A 21,585-nucleotide genomic window follows, 5' to 3' on the forward strand; every position below is an offset into this window, starting at 1 on the left:
TATGAAGCAACTTATTCAACAAGTACAACAAAATGTTATACGGGCGAAAAACTTTTATCAGGATTTTCGCCTTTATGATTTAGCAAGTTATTCGATGAACTATCTCACACCAAAAGATACGTTTGAGAAAGACGAGCATCTTGCTTATGGCTTAAAAGCTAGACAACGTTTGGACTTATACCGAACAAAAAATCCGAAAAAGCAAAGACCATTAATTGTTTTTGTTCATGGCGGTTCTTGGCAACACGGCAATAAACGAGATTATATATTTTTGGGGGAAACATTCGCTCGAGAAGGATATGATGTTGCAGTAATCAATTACCATCTTGCGCCAGAACACATATTTCCCGCATTTATTGATGATATTGCTCAGGCGATTCATTATTTAACTCAAAATCAAAGCAAGCTCAATATTTCAACTGAGAATATAATCCTGATGGGGCATTCTGCGGGTGCATTTAATGTGATGTCTGTGGTTTATTCACCACAATCGCAAGGATTCAAATATAAAGATAAAATTAAGGCAATTATTGGTTTAGCAGGTCCTTATCACTTTGATTATAAAGGTGATCCACTGGCTGAGCATGCGTTTGATTTGAAAGTTTCATATCAAGATGTAATGCCTTATTATTTTATTAATTCTAATCAGATCAAACACTATTTGCTCATGGCTGAAAACGACCAATTGGTCGGTAGTCACAATAGCTTTGACCTTGACCGTGCATTAAGGGAAAAGGGCAACCATAGTCATATTGCAGTTATTCCCAAAACTGGACATTTAACGATTATTGCGACTTTAGCAAGTTTTGCCAGTCACTACTTCAAAACCAAACGAACGATTATGCATTTCTTAGATGAAGCATTAGAAGGTTAAATAAATGAAAAGGCATCTTTTAAGATGCCTTTTCATTACTCTCAATGATTTCATTAATCATGGCGTGAGCGATACTCCCTTTGAATGGAATCTCTGGTAGTTGGTCAAATTTAAAAAATTGAGCATCACTGATTTCTTCAATCTGTAGTTCAATCTCACCAGAATCGTATTCTGCATGAAACGCGATCATTAAATTACTTGGAAATGGCCACGGTTGGCTTGACATGTAGCGAATATTTTTTAGTTTTAGCCCAACTTCTTCAAGTGTTTCACGTTGTACAGCTTCCTCAAGAGTTTCACCAACCTCAACAAATCCTGCAATCAGTCCGTACATATTGCCATAATGCTTGTGTGCTGATTTTGCTAACAGCACCTCATCCTTACCTTTGGTGATAATGGTAATCACGCAGGGCTGTACGCGGGGATATTGATGATACCCGCAGGCAGGGCAAACCATTGCATATTCTTTGGGATGAATTTCGGTGTGATGTCCGCAATGACTGCAAAACTTATGGTTACGTCGCCACTCAAGAAGTTGAACGGCACGACTCGCTTGAAGAAACGCTGTCGTAGGCCATGACTGAATCAGTTCCCGAATTGGTACAAGTTGATAGCCTTCAGGAATGATTTCATCATCGAGGAGATCACGAGCAATGACTTGATCATTGTGATGTATGGGTAAATCACTTGCTAACTTTTCAACTTTTGGTAGTTCTAAATTTTGATCGACTAACAGTTTTTGATGTTGAAAAATATAAGCAAGTGATAGTTGAGTCATTATGCAGCCGCAGTAATTTGTAATCGTTGACTGCTTGATAATGCCACATCAAACATAGATTGCAACACTGGCTGTTTATTCTTTAAGTTATCTACGAGTAAATCTAAACCAGCGACAACATTTAGAATACAATTCACATGTTCAGCATCGAAACTTTCATTTTGACTTAAGCGATATTGAGCAAAATGAGCAGCGCCTAATAGTGCAGTTTGTTGTGTAGAACTGCCTAAGAATAAAGCTGCACCCGATAATTCATTCAGATAAACAGGCAAGGCTTCTAAGTTATGTGCAGTCGGGTCTTGAGCATATAAACTAAGTGTTTGCGTTAACGTATCAATTAGCGTTTTTGTTTCAACAATCAATGCTTTGTGCGCTTCATCTAATCGATCTAGAGAAATTTGCATATTGTTTACACGTAGTTGTAAACGACTAGAGGTATAATTACGCTCTAAAATTCCAATAGAATTCATAGACGCTAAAATACTGTTCATTAACTGCTGAATCGATGTTGCATCCGTTAGTGTATTCGGTTGGCTCAGCTTTTCAGCTTGCTGATCTAATTCTTTCGCTGCTTCATTTAGATTTAATACTTTAAATACATTCGCAAGTTGATTCAATTTTTGCTGTAATTCTTGCGTTTTTTCAGCCGACATATTTTGATGGTTGTACTCAATTTCATTACGAATTTGAGCCATTTCATCCGTCATTAACTGGCTAATCGTATGTACTGTTTCATAATCTGGACCGTACAAGTGACGACTTAAAACTTGAAGTTGAGTGTCACTGAGAAGCTCATCACCTATATTTAGTTGTTCACGAATATGTTGGGATAAGTCATCTTCTTGGCTAATACAAATACTTAAAATATCTGCAAGATCGGCAATATTACTTTGGAACGTAGCTGGTTGATTTAGGAATTTGCCAATATTAGTTTCAATTTGAATTAGTGTTCTTAAACGTGCTTCAGTGATTAAGAGCTCATCAATATGACCTAAACCAACATTAACCAGTTGCCAATATTGTTGGCTTGGTTGGTTTGTCGCTAAACCTGCTAGATAAACGCCAACCAATTTAATGCCTTGTAAATCTAATGGTGTCTCAGCTTGTTTGATGAGTTTGTTCAAACACAATTTATATAACTGATGAATATATTGAGATTGTTCTAAACTTGGTGCTAGCGGCAAGTTAAAGCTAGGTGTAATACAATCGAGTAGTGGTTGAATCGTTTGACCTTCTTTCGTGATTGGTTTACCGAGAGCTTTTTCCAAACGATTTAAGGTATCAATTAAAAATTGAGGAACTTTTACTTCACGTAAACAAATAAATTCTATGTAACGTTTAAGCATAGTCGTGCCTTCGCTCAGTGCGATGACATCACTGGTTTTAATTTGCTGTGGTTGAGCCATGATTTGGCGCATGAGTTCAGCGGAGTATTGAGTGATTTGCGCGAGATGGGGCATATCAATCAATTTAAGAACTTGAGTGCACTGTTCAAATTGATTGAGTGCATCATCAATACCGAAAGGTAAGGCTTGTTCTTCAGCAAGCGTATTAACTGCCGTCTCTACTAATTTAATCGAATTGTCGATCTCATTTTTTATTATTAATAATGCAGTTGGGTCGAAATGAATCGAGGTTTGGTAAGACATATGACCTACACCTTTCCTAAGTTGTTATATCCATGAACCTCCCATCATAGGAGGTTAAAATCATTAATGGTTAATATAACTTAACTTTGAAAGCTTGAAATACAAAAACTTATATTGCAGAACAAATTTATTTTGCAAAAAAGCAAGCGCTTCCATGTTTTTGCTCAAATTGTTTGACCCATGTCTCATGTTCATTTAGCTCATGCTCTGAAGGGCGAATCACGGGTAAATCCACTTGGACACGTTGACGAGTCATTTTATTTTGATTTTGCTCCGATTGGGAGTGTGAATCCATATCAAAAGAGACTTGCCCACCTGTCATTGCAAGATAAACATCTGCCAAAATTTCAGCATCAAGTAAGGCACCATGAAAAGTACGATCTCTTGCTGGAATTTCATAGCGACGCACTAAAGCATCAAGTGAGTTTTTTTGACCTGGATGTTTATTTTTAGCAAGTGCTAAAGTATCGGTCACTTCACATACATCTGAAAGAGCAGTTAATCCGACACGTTTGAACTCCATATTTAAGAAGTTCATATCAAATGTTGCATTATGCGCAATAATTTCAGCGCCTTTTAAATAGTCAAAAAGTACATCGGCAATTTCTGCATATTTCGGTTTGTCTTTGAGAAAGTCATCACTGATACCGTGGACATTCTCAGAATCACCTACAGGTTTTTCAGGATTAATATAAATATGAATAGAACTACCAGTAAGCTTTCGATTGATCATTTCAATCGCACCGACTTCAATAATACGATCACCATCTTGGAAGTAAAAACCAGTGGTTTCAGTATCTAGAATAAGCTGACGAGGACCTTGAAGTTTGACTTTTGCTTCAGTGATGACAATGTGTGGATGTTGAGTCATTTGATTGCTTTCCAATGTCTCAATTGGTGACTCAATGAGCTGTAGATCTGCTTCAAGTTCTATTTCTTCTTCAATCATTTCATCTACATCATCATGAATATCTAAGCCAAAAGGATCGTTCAAGAGCCAATCAGCTTCAGGCTTTTTTGTGTCAGCGTTAGCCTGTGTCGAAGATTTTAATTGTTGAGCAGTCTGTTCGACACCGAGGTTGGCTAATTGATCAGCCATTTCATTTCCAGCGTGACCAGCATGACCTTTGATCCAGTTCCATTCAATTTTACGATTTGCACAGACTGCATCTAATTTTTGCCATAGATCAGGGTTTTTGACATCTTTCCAGTTTTTCTTTTTCCAACCATGAATCCATTCTGTAATCCCTTGTTTTACATAATTGGAATCAGTCCAAACAATCAGATGTGCATCAATAGGACAGAATGAAACACCTTCAATCGCTGCTTGAAGCTCCATTCGATTGTTGGTTGTATCTGGTTCACCGCCACAAAGCTTATGTTCACCTTGTTCGGTAATGATATATGCTCCCCAACCACCTAAACCTGGATTGCCTTTACATGCGCCATCGACATAAAGTGTGATTGTTTGAGACATAATTGAACCTAAAAATGAAGAATCTGAGTAGTAAAAAAAGATGAGATTTTGAGTGTATGACTTTAAAAGTTTATCACCCTCATCTGATAAGTTGTATTCTAAATCTAAATTTGACTGCTAAACCGTTACAAAACTCATATTTTTTAATTTCTTGTAACATTTCCATGCAAATCACGTTAAATTATTGCCTTGTCTAAGTGACATGCTTTACTACAATGGCAAATCGAAGAAATAAACTAGCGCGAGTTGACTGGAAGATTTTATGTATAAATCGAGCACATTGATGTGGCAAACATCTGCAACATCATTATTCAAAATTACTGTACTTACTTCTGCTCTAGCTGCGTTGGGAATTACAACAGGCTGTTCGTCAACTCCGCAATCAAGCAAAGCTTCTACTTCAAAGCAAGTGGGTTCTGGATATTTAGATGCTGGAAGTTTAGATTCACTTGAAGATTTACTTTCCGCTACCGATATGCGAGCTGTGGAAGGTGATCGTTTATTAGTACTCAAACATGGTGATGTGTGGAAGCGTATGACCGTGGGTTTCAAGATGGATTTGAACCATTGGGACTCTCGTATTGAAGCGCAACGTGGTTGGTTTATTTCTCGGCAACCTTATCTAGATCGATTAAGTGCGCGCGCCAGCCGTTATTTATACCACACTGTAAAAGAAGCAGAACGTCGTGGGATGCCAACCGAATTGGCATTATTACCTGTAATTGAAAGCTCGTATGACCCTGCTGCAACAAGTAGTGCAGCCGCTGCGGGTTTATGGCAATTCATCCCAAGTACAGGACGTATTTATGGATTACAGCAAACGGGCTTGTATGATGGCCGTCGTGATGTGGTTGAGTCTACTCGTGCTGCTTATGAATTCTTAGGTAGTTTATATAACCAATTCGGTTCTTGGGAGTTGGCTTTAGCAGCTTATAACGCTGGCCCCGGTCGTATCCAACAAGCAATTAACCGTAACCGAGCTGCTGGTTTACCAACAGATTATTGGTCACTCAAGTTGCCTCAAGAAACGATGAATTACGTGCCACGATTTTTAGCTGTTGCACAGATTATTAAAAATCCAAGTCATTATGGGGTTGCATTACCGCCAATTGCGAACCGTCCGCATTTCCGTGAAGTTGCTTTGTCAGCACCTTTAGATTTAAATCAGATTGCTTCAATTACTGGTTTGAGTCGTGCTGAACTGTATGCATTGAACCCAGCTCATCGTGGTGAGAGTGTCGATCCTTCAAGCCCGATGCGTATTTTGATCCCAGCAGATTTGAGTCCTTCGATTGATGCAAAACTACGTGGCGGTAAGGCAAGTTCAGGTGGTTTCTGGGCAAGTAATAATACTCCACCAGCGATGAATAATACGTTGAATACCTCAACAACAATTCGTACCAATACAGGTCAATCCATCACGCCATCAGTAAAAACACCACCGCCTTTAACGGCGAATAATACGACTCGTCCATCGGCAACAACTTCGGTTACAGGTGTAAAATTAAATACTCCTCGAGGTTCTGATGCACTTGCTTCATTTGCTGCCGCTGCTGATGTACCAAGCGCACCACGTATTCCAGTTGCCATTACGCCAGCAGCAAATATTAAACCTGTAAAAATAGAGCCGCCTATTTCACTGAAAGAACGTGAGCAAATTGTTGCTGCTGTCAAACAAGATGGTGAAAAGAAAACAGTTGCTCAAGTTTTAGAACCTCAAGCAACACAGGCTGAAAAAGATCAAGTGGTTGCTGAGATCAAAGCGATTGCACCTAAAGGTACTGAAATTGTTGATCCATTCGATGGCAAAATTAAATTAACAGCAATTCAAACCAGTCAGTCTGTAGCCGATGAAAAAGGGCAAGAAGTTACGCGAGGGTTCGCTTATCCAAAAAATTTAGTTGAAGATACAGCTACGGCGAATAGTGAAGATGCTAAACGAAACCAAGGCAAACCATATATTAAAACGGATACAGATGTGGTTGTCGTTGCGCCTAAAGGTAAGCGTAGTACCTATGTTGTACAACCAGGAGATACATTAGCTGTTATTGCGCAAAAAAATAATGTGAGCTGGCGAGATATTGCTCAATGGAATCAAATTGATCCAAACGGAACTTTATTCGTTGGTACAAGTTTGTACCTCTATGATGCTAAACCTCAAGCTGAAGCGCCTAAAGCGGCAGAAAAGAAACCTGAAAGTTATGTGGTGCAATCAGGCGATAGTCTTACGAATTTGGCAGGTCGTTTTGATTTAAGTATTAAACAATTAGCAGATTTTAATAATTTGTCTGTAACTGACGGTCTATTTGTTGGGCAAAAACTTACACTGATTGAGCCAAAAAATACAACCCGTGCGACACGCACAACAGATGCTAAAACGACGACATCTCAGAAAGTAGCGACCAAATCTTATAGCGTTAAACGTGGCGAATATCTGAAATTAATTGCAGATCGTTATGCTTTATCGAATCAGGAACTTGCTGATTTAACGACAGGTTTAACTGCCAGTAGTAGTTTGTTTGTTGGGCAAAAAATTAATGTTCCTTTAAACGAAATTTCTGAGACTGAAAGTGTTGCTGAAACTAAAACATCAGTGAAATATGACAATGTATCAGCCTCGATAGGGGTTAAGACTGAGAATTATACAGTTCAGCGTGGGGATACCTTATCAAGTATTGCGACCAAATCTAAGCTAACTCTGAATGAGTTAGCTGAGTTGAACAATATTAAATCGAATAGCGGTGTTCGTTTAGGTCAAACCTTAAAAATTCCGGCAGGTTCTACAGTTCCAGAGCAGTATGTGGTTCAGTCTGGTGATAGCTTGAATGCAATTGCGAATAAATATGATTTAAGCGTGAATTATATTGCTGATTTGAATGGTCTACAGCGTACTGCTGGAGTACGTGTCGGTCAGCGCTTGAAACTCACGGGTGATGTAGAGAGTAAAACCAATCAAAGTACGAATACCAAATCAAAAGATAAAGATGAAACCGCGCCTGATGTATATACTGTTAAATCTGGAGATACTTTAAGTAATATTGCTAGTCGTTATTATTTACAATTGGATTATGTCACTGCTTTAAATGGTTTATCTCGTAATAGTAGTGTTCGAGTGGGGCAAAAGCTGAAACTGACGGGTGATGTTCCCAAAGCTGATACTGAAAAAGTTGAAACTCGTAAGAGTAGCTCTAAATCATCAAATCGAAATACAGAGCAATATACAGTTAAAGCTGGTGAGTCTTTAAATAGTATTGCAAATCGCTTCTCAATTTCTGGGCGTGAGTTAGCGGAATTAAATGATCTAAAAGCAAATGCAAGTTTACAACGCGGTCAAACGATTGCAGTACCGAAAGTGGTCACTGAATATAAAGTTAAGCGTGGTGATACTTTAATTGGTTTGGCAAGTAAATATGGTTTGGAAACAAGCGCGCTTGCCGAAATGAATGATTTGACCCCAAGTACGCAATTACGAATTGGTGATGTGATTAAAGTTCCAAACTTGTAATTGCCGATGAGCTTCGTAATTTCATTAAAAAGGCTTAGTCTATTTTATGGATTAAGCCTTTTTGCACATTCTGCATATGCTGTGATGCAAACTACACCTTATTTAGCGATGCATGTACAACCGAAGTATGCCAAGTTAAATGCAATGCCATATGCGAATCCAAATGCCCCAAAGGGTGGAATACTCAGTCAATCCAGTTTAGGTACTTTTGATAATTTAAACAGTATGAATGGAAAAGGGAGTTCGACTGAGGGTGTAAATTATCTATTTGATAGCCTAATGGATCGCTCCTTGAATGAACCAAGAGTGATGTATCCTTTGTTAGCTGAAAAGGTAAGTTATGATCCTAAACAACTGAAAGATGTAACCTTTCATTTAAATCCTAAAGCACGTTTTAATAATGGTCATCCTGTAACTGCCGAAGATGTAAAATTTACTTTTGATACTTATCAAACCAAAGCTAATTTAGGTTTTCAGATGTATTTGTCTGATTTAGCGAAAACTGAGGTGTTATCTAAACATCAGATCAAATTTATTTTTAAATCTAAAAATAATGTTGAAATGCCGTTGATTGTGGCAAGCCTTCCGATTTATTCAAAACTAGATTGGAAGAATAAAGATTTTACCCGCGTCACGCTTCAACCGATTGTTGGTTCTGGACCTTATATTGTTGATCGAGTCGATGCAGGGCGCAGTATTACTTATAAACGTAACCCAAATTATTGGGCAAAAGATTTGCCAGTCAATAAGGGGCGCTATAATTTTGATCAACTCAAATACATATATTATCGAAATTTAGATGTCAGTTTTGAAGGCTTTAAATCTCGACAATTTAATTTGTATGAAGAGAAAAATATTCGTAATTGGGTCACGGCATACAATTTCCCTGCAATACGAGCTGGGCAGATCAAAAAATACAAAGCTCATTTAGGAACACCACTCGACATTCAAAGTTTGGTATTCAATATTCGCCGTTCGCCATTAAATGATATTCATCTACGCAAAGCACTAACATATGCCTATGATTTTGAATGGCAAAATAAGGCTTTATTCTTTAATCAGAATCGGCGACTTCAAAGTTATTTTGACAATACTGATTTAGCTGCAAAAGGTCGTCCAAGCGCCTCAGAACTTAAAGTTTTACAACCCTTTTTAGCACAACTCAGTCCGATTATGCGTCAAGGTGTTTTGGCAGATTGGCTTTATCCTATTTCTGATGCAACAGGTTTTAATCGACAAAATTTATTGATTGCACAGAAAATTTTAAAAGATTCAGGTTATATCATTCGTCATAATCAATTGTACGACCGTCAAGGTAGAGCCGTGCAGCTTGAATTATTAATGCAGCAAGAGAATCCTCAAAGGGAATTGATGCCATTTGTACGTAATCTAAATCGATTGGGGATACGCGTTAATATTCGACAAGTTGATGTGCCACAATATATGGAACGAATTCGCCATCAAGATTTTGATATGATGGTACTGAAATTGCCGCAGACTTTAACACCTGGTCAAGAGCAAGCTCAGTTTTGGGGAAGTACTGCCGCAAATGAATCGGGAAATTATAATTATTCTGGTATTCAGAACCCTGCAATTGACCAGATGATTGCGAAAATTGTGGCAGCAAAAACACGGGAAGAAGTGATTTTGTATACGCGTGTACTCGATCGTTTGTTGCGTGCGGGCTATTATCAAATTCTGACTTATGGAAAACCTGAACGATGGTTTGCATATTGGGACATTTATCAGCAACCTGAAATTAAACCGAAACTTTCGGTCGGTTGGGAATATTGGTGGGTCGATTCGACGAAAGCTAAGAAACTCGATCAATCTATGACAAAGCACTCATCAAAATAATCAAGGATCTTTTTCATGGTTCACTATATTCTGAAAAGAATGTTACTGATGATCCCTACATTATTTTTCATTCTATTGATTAATTTTATTATTGTGCAAATTGCGCCCGGTGGACCTGTCGAGCAGGCAATTCAACAAATTCAAAATGCGCAAGGTTTAGGTGTGGGGAATAATGCGCAATCAAGTTTGAGTCGCTTGGCTCAATATCAGGGTGCACGGGGATTAAGCCCTGAGATGATTGAAAAAATTAAAGCTCAATATGGTTTTGATCGCCCTGCATATGAGCGTTTTTGGATGATGCTTAAAGGCTATTTAACCCTTGATTTTGGCACCAGTTTTTTTAAAGATAAACCTGTAACACAACTCGTATATGAAAAATTACCCGTAACGCTGTCTTTGGGAATATGGAGTACATTTCTCATTTATTTGATTGCGATCCCATTGGGAATTAAAAAAGCCAAAAACAATGGTTTGCTGTTTGATCAATCTACTTCGTTATTACTAGCGGTGAGTTATTCGATTCCATCTTTTATTTTCGCTATTTTACTGATTGTTTTTTTTGCAGGTGGAACGTATTTGCAATGGTTTCCCTTACAGGGTTTGGTATCTGAAAATTTTGAGCAATTGAGTTTATTGGGAAAAATAAAAGACTATCTGTGGCATATGTCTTTGCCAATCTTAAGTATGGTGTTGGGAAGTTTTGCTGCGCTTACTTATCTGACTAAATATTCTTTTGTTGAAGAGTTAAATAAAGCTTATGTATTGACAGCGCGATCAAAAGGGCTGAGTGAAAATCAGGTTTTGTATAGACATGTATTTCGTAACGCAATCTTAACGGTCGTAGCGGTTTTACCGGAAGCATTGGTTGCCATTTTCTTTGTGGGTAATCTTTTTATTGAAATTATTTTTAATCTGGATGGCATCGGTTTACTAGGCTTTGAAGCGATCACGCAACGTGACTATCCCGTGATTTTTGGAACATTATTTTTATTCACTTTGTTCGGATTGATCTTACGCCTGATTGGTGATTTGCTCTATCACATGATTGATCCACGTATTGATTTTGAATCAAGAGGTGGAAAATGATGTCACCTTTGATGCGTGCACGATTTTATCGTTTTAAGCAAAATAAACTAGGATTTCGTTGCTTTATTCTATTTTTGCTTATTTTTACCTTATCAATGTTGGCTGAGTTGATTGCCAATGATAAGCCTCTATTGGTTCGTTATCAGCAATCTTTTTATTTTCCGATAATTCAGGATTATCCAGAGACTACTTTTGGCGGTACTTTTGAAACGGCCACAGATTATCAAGATCCTGTTGTGAAACAATTGATTCAAAAACACGGATGGATGATTTCGCCAATCGTTCCTTTTTCCTATGAATCACCCAATTTATCGCTCAGTGTACCTGTTCCATCACCACCGAGCGCACAAAATTGGTTGGGGACAGATGATCAAGGTCGAGATGTATTTGCTCGTATTCTTTATGGTCTACGTATTTCTTTATTGTTTGGTTTTATTTTAACTTTCTTCTCGGCGGTGATCGGTATCATTGTTGGAGCGATACAGGGCTACTATGGCGGTTGGATAGACCTTATCGGGCAGCGTATTTTAGAAGTATGGGGTGGTTTGCCCATGCTGTTTATAATGATGATATTGGTCAGTATGTTTAGTCCAAGCATGTATTGGTTATTGCTGATTATGTTGTTATTTGGCTGGACTGAATTAGTTGGGGTGGTGCGAGCAGAGTTTTTACGTGCTCGAAATTTTGACTATGTACGCGCTGCAAAGGCTTTGGGTGTACGTGATTATAAAATCATGTTCAAACATATTTTACCAAATGCGATGAGTTCTAGCCTTTCACAAATCCCCTTTATGCTGACCGCAAATATTATTGCATTAACTGCTTTGGATTTTTTAGGTTATGGGTTGCCACCTGATGCTGCATCTTTAGGTGAATTATTATTACAAGGTAAAAATAACCTTGATGCGCCGTGGTTGGTATTGTCAGGTTTCTTTAGTTTGACGATTGTTTTGTCTTTATTGATTTATATTGGGGAGGCTGCACGTGAAGCATTTGACCCAAGAAGATAATCAACCTCTACTGAGTGTGCAGCAATTTAATATTCGTCAGCAAACAGGACAATATTTAGTTGAGAATTTGAACTTTGATTTATACCCACAGCAAACCCTTGCGATTGTCGGCGAAAGTGGTTCAGGTAAGACCATAACCGTTTTAGGATTACTTGGCTTACTTCCAGAAACGCTCGTGATCAATGGTGTTGTTGGATTTAAAAATCATAATTTAGTCCAATTGAGTCAGAAGCAGTTACAACATATTCGTGGCAAAAAAATTGCCATGATTTTTCAGGAGCCGATGACAGCTTTAAACCCATTACATTCGGTTGAGCGATTGGTTGGTGAGAGTCTTGTCTTACAAGGATATTCAAAACTAGAACTTAAAGAAAAAATCATAACCTTATTACATGATGTGGGTTTGTCAGAGGCTACTCAAATTCTTAAGCGTTATTCTCATGAGCTTTCAGGAGGGCAAAGACAACGGGTGATGATCGCAATGGCATTGGCTTTGGAACCCGATATTTTGATTGCAGATGAGCCAACTACAGCGCTTGATGTGTTGTTGCAAACCCAAATATTGCAACTATTAAAAAAATTACAGCGTCAACGAAATATGGCAATGATTTTCATCAGTCATGATCTTAATTTAGTTAAACATTATGCAAATCACGTCTTAGTGCTGAACCAAGGAAAAGTAGAAGAGCAGGGAACAATTTCAGAAATTTTTATCGCCCCAAAAACTGTTTATACACGCAATTTGCTCAATCATGATTTTGGTAAAGCTTTAGTGATAGAAACGAAGCAAACATTATTGGAACTCACAAATCTCACAGTGAAATATCCCATCAAACAGGGTTTATTTAATCGAATCAAAACTTATAAAGTTGCAGCTGAGTCGATCAATTTTGAGTTATTTGAAGGAGAAGCGATCGGAATTGTTGGAGAAAGTGGTTCTGGAAAATCTTCATTGGCTTTAGCAATTGCGCGATTGATTGCTAGTGAAGGTGTGATTGAATTGCAGTCACAAGATTTGAATCAACTTAATCAGAAACAACTTCGACAATTACGCTGTGATTTTCAAATTATTTTCCAAGATCCATTTAGTAGTTTAAATCCTAGAATGTCGGTTGCACAGCTCATTGCAGAGGGTCTAGAGCTTAAGTCTATTTCAAAACATCAAGCTCATGCAGAAATTGAAGAAGTATTAATAAAAGTTGAATTATCTATAGAGGATAAGCATAAATATCCACATCAGCTTTCTGGTGGACAACGACAAAGAGTGGCATTGGCAAGAGCCTTAGTTTTGAAACCGAAGTTACTGATTTTGGATGAACCTACTTCTGCTTTGGATCGAACCACCCAAAGGGCAATGATTGAATTATTACGTCGTATACAGCAGCAAGATGGTATGAGTTATATTTTTATTAGTCATGACTTACAAGTCATTAAGGCCCTATGCCAGAAAGTTTTAGTGATGCATCAAGCGAAAGCCTTGGAATATCAGGCGACTGAACTGTTATTTAATCAACCACAAGCGGAGTACACTCGTCAGCTTATTGCTGCAAGTGAATATTAGCATTGTAATTAAAATGACATATGATATTGTCAATTTATCGGATGATCTCTTGACTTCAACAATAAACAGATTAAATTAGAGTAAATGCTCTAATTTTGGCAGAGGATGACCATGAGTCAGATTGCAGACAGTATCAAAATTCGTAATACCACATTTAAAAATCGCATTATCAAAGGTGCAATGAGTGAGGCACTTGCCAACCACGATGGGCAGCCAAATGAATTGCATATTGGTTTATATGAAGCATGGGCAAAAGGCGGTTTAGGTTGTGCGATTACAGGCAACGTTATGGTCAATATTGCTGCTAAAAATGAACCAGGTGTTGTTGCGATTGAAACTGAACGTGATTTGAAAAAATTACAGCAATGGGCTGAAGTAGGTAAAAAACATGGCATGGTGCAATTGATTCAATTGTCTCATCCAGGTCGTCAGTGTCCTAAAGGCTTAAATAAAGAAACCGTTGCACCATCAGCAGTTCCTTTTAGCCCTATGCTTGCAGCAATGTTTGGTACACCACGTGAACTTAAACATGAAGAAATCCTAGATATTATTCAGCGTTTTGCTACGGCAGCAGCAGTATGTGAAAAAGCTGGATTTGAAGGTGTACAACTTCACGGTGCGCATGGTTATTTGATTAGTCAATTTTTGTCGCCATTAACCAATAAGCGTACCGATGAATGGGGTGGATCGATTGAGAACCGCATGCGTTTCTTAGTCGATATTTATAAAGCTGTTCGTGCGGCAACCTCTGAAAATTTCATTATTTCGGTGAAATTAAACTCCGCAGATTTCCAACGTGGTGGAATCACTGAAGAAGATGTGATTACCGTCTTTAAAGCAATTGATGAAGCAGGTATCGATATTATCGAGATCTCAGGTGGAACATATGAAGCACCAGCGATGGCCGGTGCAAAAGCAGAGTCTCGTAAAGCAAGTACTATTGCACGTGAAGCATATTTCTTAGAATTTGCTGAAAAAATTCGTCAGCACGTTGCTTGTAAATTAATGGTAACAGGCGGCTTCCGTACGGTTGCAGGTATGAATGCTGCACTTGAAAGTGGTGCATGTGATTTCATCGGTATTGCACGTCCATTGGCAGTTGAAACGGATTTAACAGATCGTTTAATTGCTGGGAATGATGTTCGTTATGCAGTGAATCAAATTAAAACAGGAATTCCATTTGTCGATAAAATGGCAATTATGGAAATTATTTGGTATGCAGCTCAATTTAAAGCCATTGGACAAGGTAAAAAACCAAATCCTAAATTATCGCCTTTGATCGTATTTTTGAACTACGCAAAAGGGAATATTAAGGCAGTCGTAAAAGGGCGTGTGAATTCACGCAAATCGGCTTAATTTTTATATCTCTGTTTAAAAGGGCTCTTTATAGAGCCCTTTAATTTTTCAGTTAAGCACGCTTTTTTATTTCAATAATTGCTGGCAATGGGTTTTCTGTACCCATCATATAAGGATAGTCAGCAAGAGAAAGCATTTCTAAATCTTCCTCACTATTTCCATAAGCATAGATATATTGATAATCATCTAGATTATATTGCTGTTGAATACGTATTTTTTTTTGTTCACAACTACAATCTTCGGAAATGTAATTTCCAGTGAGTAAGCCTGATTTAATTTCGGTCTGAGTACAAATCAATTCAATATTGAGAAAATTACAAATTGGTTTTAAATAGAGATCAACTGATGCGGATACCAAAACGACTTGATCACCTTTTTGTTGATGTAGTTGTAATTGTTTGAATAATTTGGGATCTAAATTCTTCACTATTTTCTGTGCATATTCTTCAGCTAATTTGTCTACAAAATCAGCTGAAATATTTTTAAACATGCTCTGAAAAAGTCGAGGTCTCATCGAATGTGCAGGATAAAGACTTAAATAATAGGCTTGTATCCATGGAAGAATTTGCAAGCCTTTGCGCACAATATGGCGTTTAGATAGAGTATAAAAAATGAAACCTGTAAAACTATCTTTTGGATAAAGTGTTCCATCAAAGTCAAATAAAGCAAGATTTATAGTTTTATTCTTTTCGCTTTTTGCATGCATGTTTCATATCTTCCATTTACTCGGCTTGCAAACCAATTGGTATTGTAGTCACGACTTAATTTAGGTCCTGAAATGACGACCTGAGGCATAACTGCATAAATTGGCTCTTTGTTAGTTTTGCTTTGGTAAAGTTTTTGTACTGCAATATAGGTCTGAGTATTTTCAAAACTTTGCTCTTTTTCTTTTTTTAGATCAGAGCGAATTTGGCGAGGTGTAACCAAAATATTATTATTTGCGAAGACCGTAATGAGTACTTTCTCTGTCTGGCTTTGAGTCGGTTTAATGTCTCCATTTTTACTATAAAGTAATAAATCCCCATCCAAACTAATCTCAGTTTCAGTTAAAGCATTCAACATCGTTTGAAAAGCTGCATTACGACTCGAGTACATGCCAGAGTTATAATCCGCAAAACGATAGATTGCTTTATCGTAATCAGCAGGATATTCCATTAGGCGATGAATACCATAGTATAAACCACCATACTGGGTATAAAGATCATTACGCAATTCAGCAATATTTCCACTTTGACGTTTATGCTCTTTTGCATAATTAATATGAACTTGCATTGATCCCAATGTGGTAATTGGGTTCATTTTTTCGCCAATATCTTGTCCAACTAATTTTGCTGCACCTGTTAAAGCACTTACATGATAATGCTTTGACATATAGTCAAAAATTTCTCGATATAATAAATCTAATTCTCGCTCAGTTTTGACTCTGCGCATTTGACTCATATAGTTGTCTTCTGGTGAAGGCTGATTTTTGAGTACATCCTCAAAATAACCAGCAACTGTACCGCCAATGGTTTCACCCAACTTCGCTTCAAATTTTTCTTTTAGGCGGGTATTAATCTCTTCAACTGCTTTTGCCCCAAGACCTGGTACGGTTGGATCTGCGACAAAGTTCGATTCCTGATCGACAACAGCCACAATACTGCACACATTTTGTTTGGTTTTCGGAATGTTTAATTCTTGCATAATATCAAAAATATCTTGTGCCCAAGATTGACGGTCATTTACCCGAGTAGGAATGACCTTTTTAATTTGCTCAGATTCCATTTCGGCTTCTTTATTATTTGACCACCAAGCGTTGTCTCCACAAGCAGTCAAAGCTAGACATGTAGCCAAGATACTGATTGATTTTAAAAAATTAGGATTTGTAGAAGCTTTATTCATAGTGAGGACAACACCACATAAAAAGATGAGTCAAATGGGCGAATGAAGTATACTATGTTGCTCAGAATTTGTAAGAAAATATATGTATATTGGTTCCTACCAACTTTCAAATAATTTGATTGTTGCACCGATGGCAGGCGTCACAGATAGACCGTTTAGAACACTCTGTAAATATTTCGGTGCAGGGCATGCGGTCAGTGAAATGATGACTGCTGATAAAACTTTGCGCATGAGTAAAAAGAGTTTATATCGGGCTAACTTTGATGGTGAGCTTGCACCTATTTCTGCGCAAATCGCAGGTTCTGATCCTGAGCAACTCGCTGAAGCTGCACGTTATCAAGTGGCAAATGGTGCACAAATTGTTGATATTAATATGGGCTGCCCAGCCAAAAAAGTATGCAATAAACTTGCGGGTTCAGCATTATTACAAGATGAAGATTTAGTTGCACGGATTTTAGATGCCGTGGTAGCTGCGGTTGATGTGCCAGTGACTTTGAAAACTCGATTGGGTTTTTTAAATGGACATGAAAATATTTTACGTGTGGCAAAGCGTGCGGAAGAATCGGGAATCGCTGCCTTGGCGTTGCATGGTCGTACTCGTGAAGATATGTACTTGAATACAGCACGCTATGATCTGATTAAACAGGTTAAAGAATTGATTGATATTCCTTTGATTGCGAATGGCGATATTGATAGTCCAGAGAAAGCCAAATATGTATTAGATTATACAGGGGCAGATGCCATCATGATTGGTCGTGCTGCTCAAGGTCGTCCATGGATTTTTCGAGAAATAGCACATTACTTAAAAACAGGTGAACATTTGCCTGCTCCTGATATTCAAGAAGTAAAAGACGTACTCTTAGGACACTTGGCAGAATTGTATCAATTTTATGGTGAATATTCGGGGTGTCGAATTGCACGTAAACATATCGCTTGGTATACCAAAGGTTTACGTTCAAGCAATGAGTTTCGTCAAAATATGTATAAGGTCGAAAGCACTGTCGATCAGGCAAGGGTTGTAGAGGCTTATTTTGAGCAGTTGCTTGATTTAGGACAGCGTATGAGCGATGTGCAAGTAGAACAAATCAATTTATTAGAAATTAAATAATTTTAAGCTTTAAATACCTGCAATGAATTTGATCATTACAGGTATTTTATTTATTCCAAATGTGCGGTGATTTTCTGCAAAATTTGTAAAATAACATCAAACTCACTTTGTAGCGGCGTACTTTTTCGAGTCACTAGAGCCAAGGTGCGGCTAGGTGCATCAGCAATAGGCTTCACAGCAATTTCTTCATTAAAGTGAATCATACTGTTTTTTAAAGCAATTTCTGGTAATAGGGTAAAACCTAAGTCAGAAGATACCATTTCAACCAATGTTGGCAATGAGCTTGCTTTTAAACGATGATCATTTTTACGTTCACCCACTGGGCAAGCACTCAATGTATGATCACGTAAACAATGACCTTCTTCTAAAAGCATTAAACGAGATAAATCTAGATCGTCTAATGAGTTAGCTTCAGCAGCATTTTTGTCTTTTTTATTGTAAACAACAAATAGATTTTCTTTCGCAATTTCAGAGACTTTTAAACCACGTGTGTCAAAAGGAAGTGCAAGAACAATCATGTCTAAATTGCCATGCTCAAGCTTTTCTACAATCTTTTCACTTTGTGCTTCGTGTAGATGAAGTTGAATTTTAGGCAATTGTTGATGCACTTCATCAAGCAACTGAGTCAAAATAAAGGGTGCAATGGTTGGAATAATGCCAAGATGCAAATCACCCGTTAATGGTTCACTCATTTCTCGACTTAAACGCATTAAGTCTTGTGCATCGGCAAGTAATACTCGTGCTCGTGCAACAACTTGTTCACCCAAAGGCGTTAATCGGACGTTTTGACGATCACGTTCAACTAAGACGCCACCTAATAGACGCTCCAGTTCCATAATCCCACCCGATAACGTTGATTGGGTGACAAATGAACGGCGTGCTGCTTCGGTAAAATGTAAAGTTTCTGACAGCGTAACTAAATATGATAGCTGTCTTAATGAAGGTAATGCAGCCATAGTGTCCTAGTGTGATGATCTAAAGTGATTAGCAAACAAACCGCTAAGTTGTGGGATGAAATGTGCAGGAATATCATGCCCCATTCCATGAATTAATTCAAACTTAGCACCAGAGATCGCCTTTGCAACAGCTTTCCCATGACTTGGTGGTAGCAAACGGTCTTTGGAACCGTGAACAACCAAAGTCGGTTGAGTAATGTTCTTGTTTAAAGGTAATAAAGAACCTGTACATAATATTGCTAAAAACTGTTGAAGTACACCCGCTGGATAGAAACTACGACGATATAATTTGCGAATCGTCTGTATTGCCTCAACTTGATTGACATATCCAGGTGAGCCGATGATATGAAATACTTTCAAACTATGATTTACAATCGCATCTTCATCATGTGCATCTGGTTTTCCGATTAAACTAAATAATTGCTTAGGGAACGGAGGTGGTAAAAATGGTTGATTATTGCTGGTGAACAATAAACCAATTTTTTCAACTTTTTCTGGATATTTAGCAGCGACGATTTGCGAAATCATACCACCCATAGAAGCACCTAAAATATAGGTTTTTCCCAATCCAAGTTGATCTATTAACATCGCCACATCATCAGCCATATCATAAAGTGTATATGGTGCACCTTCATTTCCAAGCCCAAACATAAAACGTCCCATCAGTTTCATGGTGTTCAGTCTTTGTCTTTTATTACGGATCTTTGAAGATAAGCCAATATCTCTATTGTCAAAACGAATAACGCGATAACCTTGATCAATCAATGATTTACAAAAGAAATCAGGCCAAAACAGCATCTGAGCACCCAAACCCATAATCAATAGAATCGTGGGGTGTTCAGGATTACCACCCATTTCAACATGCAATTCTATGCCGTTTCCCAAGGTAACTTTGGTTTCTTGCATAAATGCAGCATAGGGTGACACGTTAAATTGGAGAGCACTGTTCATGGTTTTCATTCCAAGTTGAATTCTTTTTATATTTTAAGAGTTTGTTATATATCATATCTATAACAAACTCATGTATTTCAAACTTAAATTTGAGCTGGAATCAAATCTGGTACCAGTTTAGTTAAGCTCAGACGTTGCTTACCAGCCGATGCACCTAAAAGCACAAAACCTCTTAGTGTACCTTCGCTGTCAGTCGCTTTAGCGAGCATACCATCATCAAATTCTTCAGTTTCCCAGTTTACTTCAACTTCTAATGGCGCAGGTAACACCGTTAAAGGCGCTGCTGGTGTTTTCACGGCAACAGGCATTGCAGGATAGTGTACTGCTGTTGTTTGACCACTCAAGGTTTTTGCTAAAGCACGTGCTTGTTGCATGATAGGCATTACAAACGGTAATAATGTTCCATTCACTTCTGCACAGTCACCAACAGCATAGATATCGGCTTGGTTAGTTTCCAATAATGTATTGGTGATGATTCCGCGACTTGTTTGAATATTTGCAGCTTTAGCTAAAGATGTATTTGGCTGTAAACCAATCGCCGAAAGCACGATATCTGCGACTAAAGTCTGACCTGTTGCCAAAGTCACTTCGTAATCTTCGCCATCATTAATTTTCGTTACTTTCTCAACAGTGGTCGATAGAGCGAATTTAATACCTGCTTGTTCTAAGTTGGTTTTAAACGCATCAGCGACATGATGTGGTAATAAACGACCCAATGGCTGAGGTGCAAGGTCAATTACAGTCACATCATAACTGCTGTGTAATAAGTCATTTGCAAATTCACAACCGATTAAACCTGCACCTAAAATCACCACACGTTTATCTTTACGTTTGGCTAAATTTTCACGAAATAAACGATAATCAACTAAAGAGTTCACGACATGAATATCTTCACTGCCATCACCTGAAATTGCTAGACGAATTGGATTTGCCCCAACTGCAAGTACCAGTTTTGAATACGGCTGAGAAAATGTCTCACCATTTTTTTCTAATCTAATTTCATGCTTTTCGGCATCAATTTCTTTAACCCAAGTCTCAGCTTCAATACGCATATTGAGTTGAGTGCCCATTTTTGCAGCATCACCCAATGCAATTTGTTCAGGTGCTTTATTTCCTGCAAAAGCATTAGATAGGGTCGGTTTTGCATAGTTTACTGCATCATCCCCACAAATCATCACGAGTTCATGTTCTGGACTGAGTTTCCGAAATTCTCGTGCAACGGTATATCCTGCCATGCCCGATCCGATGATGACGATAGGATGCATTGTAATCTCCACTATATTTTCATTTAAAACAAACAATAGGAAAAAAAAGACCATGATCACTATCATGGTCTTTAGTATCTATTTAGATTTCAACCATTTCAAAATCTGCTTTTGAAACGCCGCAATCTGGGCAAGTCCAATCATCAGGAATATCTTCCCATTTAGTACCTGCTGCAATGCCGTCTTGTGGCCAACCATCTGCTTCGTCGTAAATCCACCCACAAACGATACATTGATATTTTTTCATGTGACTCTCCAAACTGATAGGTGT

Annotated in this window: 17 protein-coding genes; 8 read left to right on the forward strand and 9 right to left on the reverse strand. The window is 38.0% G+C overall.

Annotated elements, in window-relative coordinates:
- Nucleotide 1: 1 nt before the first annotated feature.
- Nucleotides 2-874, forward strand: coding sequence for an alpha/beta hydrolase (locus F933_RS01920; protein WP_005058044.1), 873 nt, complete (start codon nt 2-4; stop codon nt 872-874).
- Nucleotides 875-893: 19 nt separating this feature from the next.
- Here the strand turns inward: F933_RS01920 and nudC are convergent, their stop codons facing one another.
- From nudC to dnaQ, 3 genes are all read right to left on the reverse strand, one after another.
- Entirely contained in the window at nt 894-1,652 is a 759-nt protein-coding gene (gene nudC / locus F933_RS01925) for an NAD(+) diphosphatase (RefSeq protein ID WP_005058046.1), read from the reverse strand.
- Nucleotides 1,652-3,301 carry a hypothetical protein gene (locus tag F933_RS01930; RefSeq protein WP_005058048.1) on the reverse strand — a complete coding sequence of 550 codons (1,650 nt, stop codon included), beginning with the start codon at nt 3,299-3,301 and terminating at the stop codon, nt 1,652-1,654. Before F933_RS01930 ends, nudC begins: the two co-directional genes overlap by 1 nt.
- Nucleotides 3,302-3,428: 127 nt before the next feature.
- The gene (gene dnaQ / locus F933_RS01935; RefSeq protein WP_005058050.1) at nt 3,429-4,778 is read right to left on the reverse strand and encodes a DNA polymerase III subunit epsilon; all 1,350 of its coding nucleotides are present in this window, start codon (nt 4,776-4,778) and stop codon (nt 3,429-3,431) included.
- A gap of 262 nt (nt 4,779-5,040) precedes the next feature.
- Here dnaQ and F933_RS01940 point away from each other — a divergent pair, with 262 nt between their 5' ends.
- From F933_RS01940 to F933_RS01965, 6 genes are all read left to right on the forward strand, one after another.
- A complete protein-coding gene (locus F933_RS01940; RefSeq protein ID WP_005058052.1) occupies nt 5,041-8,283 on the forward strand; it encodes a LysM peptidoglycan-binding domain-containing protein in 3,243 nt (1,080 codons plus the stop codon).
- Between the two features lie 6 nt (nt 8,284-8,289).
- Complete coding sequence (locus F933_RS01945; RefSeq protein WP_005058055.1) at nt 8,290-10,140, forward strand: extracellular solute-binding protein; 1,851 nt, start codon at nt 8,290-8,292, stop codon at nt 10,138-10,140.
- A 15-nt stretch (nt 10,141-10,155) separates the two neighbouring features.
- Nucleotides 10,156-11,226 (forward strand): microcin C ABC transporter permease YejB, encoded by a 1,071-nt coding sequence (gene yejB, locus F933_RS01950; protein ID WP_005058057.1) that lies wholly within the window; start codon nt 10,156-10,158, stop codon nt 11,224-11,226.
- Nucleotides 11,226-12,236 carry an ABC transporter permease gene (locus tag F933_RS01955; protein WP_034710325.1) on the forward strand — a complete coding sequence of 337 codons (1,011 nt, stop codon included), beginning with the start codon at nt 11,226-11,228 and terminating at the stop codon, nt 12,234-12,236. Before yejB ends, F933_RS01955 begins: the two co-directional genes overlap by 1 nt.
- Entirely contained in the window at nt 12,211-13,797 is a 1,587-nt protein-coding gene (locus F933_RS01960; RefSeq protein WP_005058060.1) for a dipeptide ABC transporter ATP-binding protein, read from the forward strand. The genes F933_RS01955 and F933_RS01960 overlap by 26 nt, the downstream gene beginning before the upstream one ends.
- A gap of 111 nt (nt 13,798-13,908) precedes the next feature.
- Complete coding sequence (locus F933_RS01965; protein ID WP_005058062.1) at nt 13,909-15,153, forward strand: NADH:flavin oxidoreductase/NADH oxidase family protein; 1,245 nt, start codon at nt 13,909-13,911, stop codon at nt 15,151-15,153.
- A 52-nt stretch (nt 15,154-15,205) separates the two neighbouring features.
- Here F933_RS01965 and F933_RS01970 read toward each other — a convergent pair whose 3' ends face one another.
- On the reverse strand, nt 15,206-15,859 hold the full coding sequence (locus F933_RS01970; RefSeq protein WP_005058064.1) for an HAD-IB family hydrolase: 654 nt from the start codon (nt 15,857-15,859) through the stop codon (nt 15,206-15,208).
- A complete protein-coding gene (locus tag F933_RS01975; RefSeq protein WP_005058067.1) occupies nt 15,826-17,034 on the reverse strand; it encodes a DUF1615 domain-containing protein in 1,209 nt (402 codons plus the stop codon). The genes F933_RS01970 and F933_RS01975 overlap by 34 nt, the downstream gene beginning before the upstream one ends.
- 82 nt (nt 17,035-17,116) lie before the next feature.
- Here F933_RS01975 and dusB point away from each other — a divergent pair, with 82 nt between their 5' ends.
- Nucleotides 17,117-18,142, forward strand: a complete 1,026-nt coding sequence (gene dusB, locus F933_RS01980; RefSeq protein WP_005058069.1) for a tRNA dihydrouridine synthase DusB — start codon at nt 17,117-17,119, stop codon at nt 18,140-18,142.
- Between the two features lie 50 nt (nt 18,143-18,192).
- On the opposite strand, the gene oxyR is transcribed toward dusB, so the two are convergent.
- From oxyR to rubA, 4 genes are all read right to left on the reverse strand, one after another.
- Nucleotides 18,193-19,098 carry a LysR family transcriptional regulator OxyR gene (oxyR, locus tag F933_RS01985; RefSeq protein WP_005053065.1) on the reverse strand — a complete coding sequence of 302 codons (906 nt, stop codon included), beginning with the start codon at nt 19,096-19,098 and terminating at the stop codon, nt 18,193-18,195.
- Nucleotides 19,099-19,104: 6 nt separating this feature from the next.
- Entirely contained in the window at nt 19,105-20,049 is a 945-nt protein-coding gene (estB, locus tag F933_RS01990) for an esterase EstB (RefSeq protein ID WP_005058073.1), read from the reverse strand.
- 83 nt (nt 20,050-20,132) lie between these two features.
- Nucleotides 20,133-21,314: a rubredoxin reductase RubB gene (gene rubB, locus F933_RS01995; protein ID WP_005058076.1), complete on the reverse strand. Its 1,182-nt coding sequence runs from the start codon at nt 21,312-21,314 to the stop codon at nt 20,133-20,135.
- 82 nt (nt 21,315-21,396) lie between these two features.
- A complete protein-coding gene (gene rubA, locus F933_RS02000; protein ID WP_005053068.1) occupies nt 21,397-21,561 on the reverse strand; it encodes a rubredoxin RubA in 165 nt (54 codons plus the stop codon).
- Nucleotides 21,562-21,585 lie beyond the last annotated feature (24 nt).

Origin of the sequence: Acinetobacter beijerinckii CIP 110307, assembly GCF_000369005.1 — a bacterium.
GTDB lineage: Bacteria > Pseudomonadota > Gammaproteobacteria > Pseudomonadales > Moraxellaceae > Acinetobacter > Acinetobacter beijerinckii.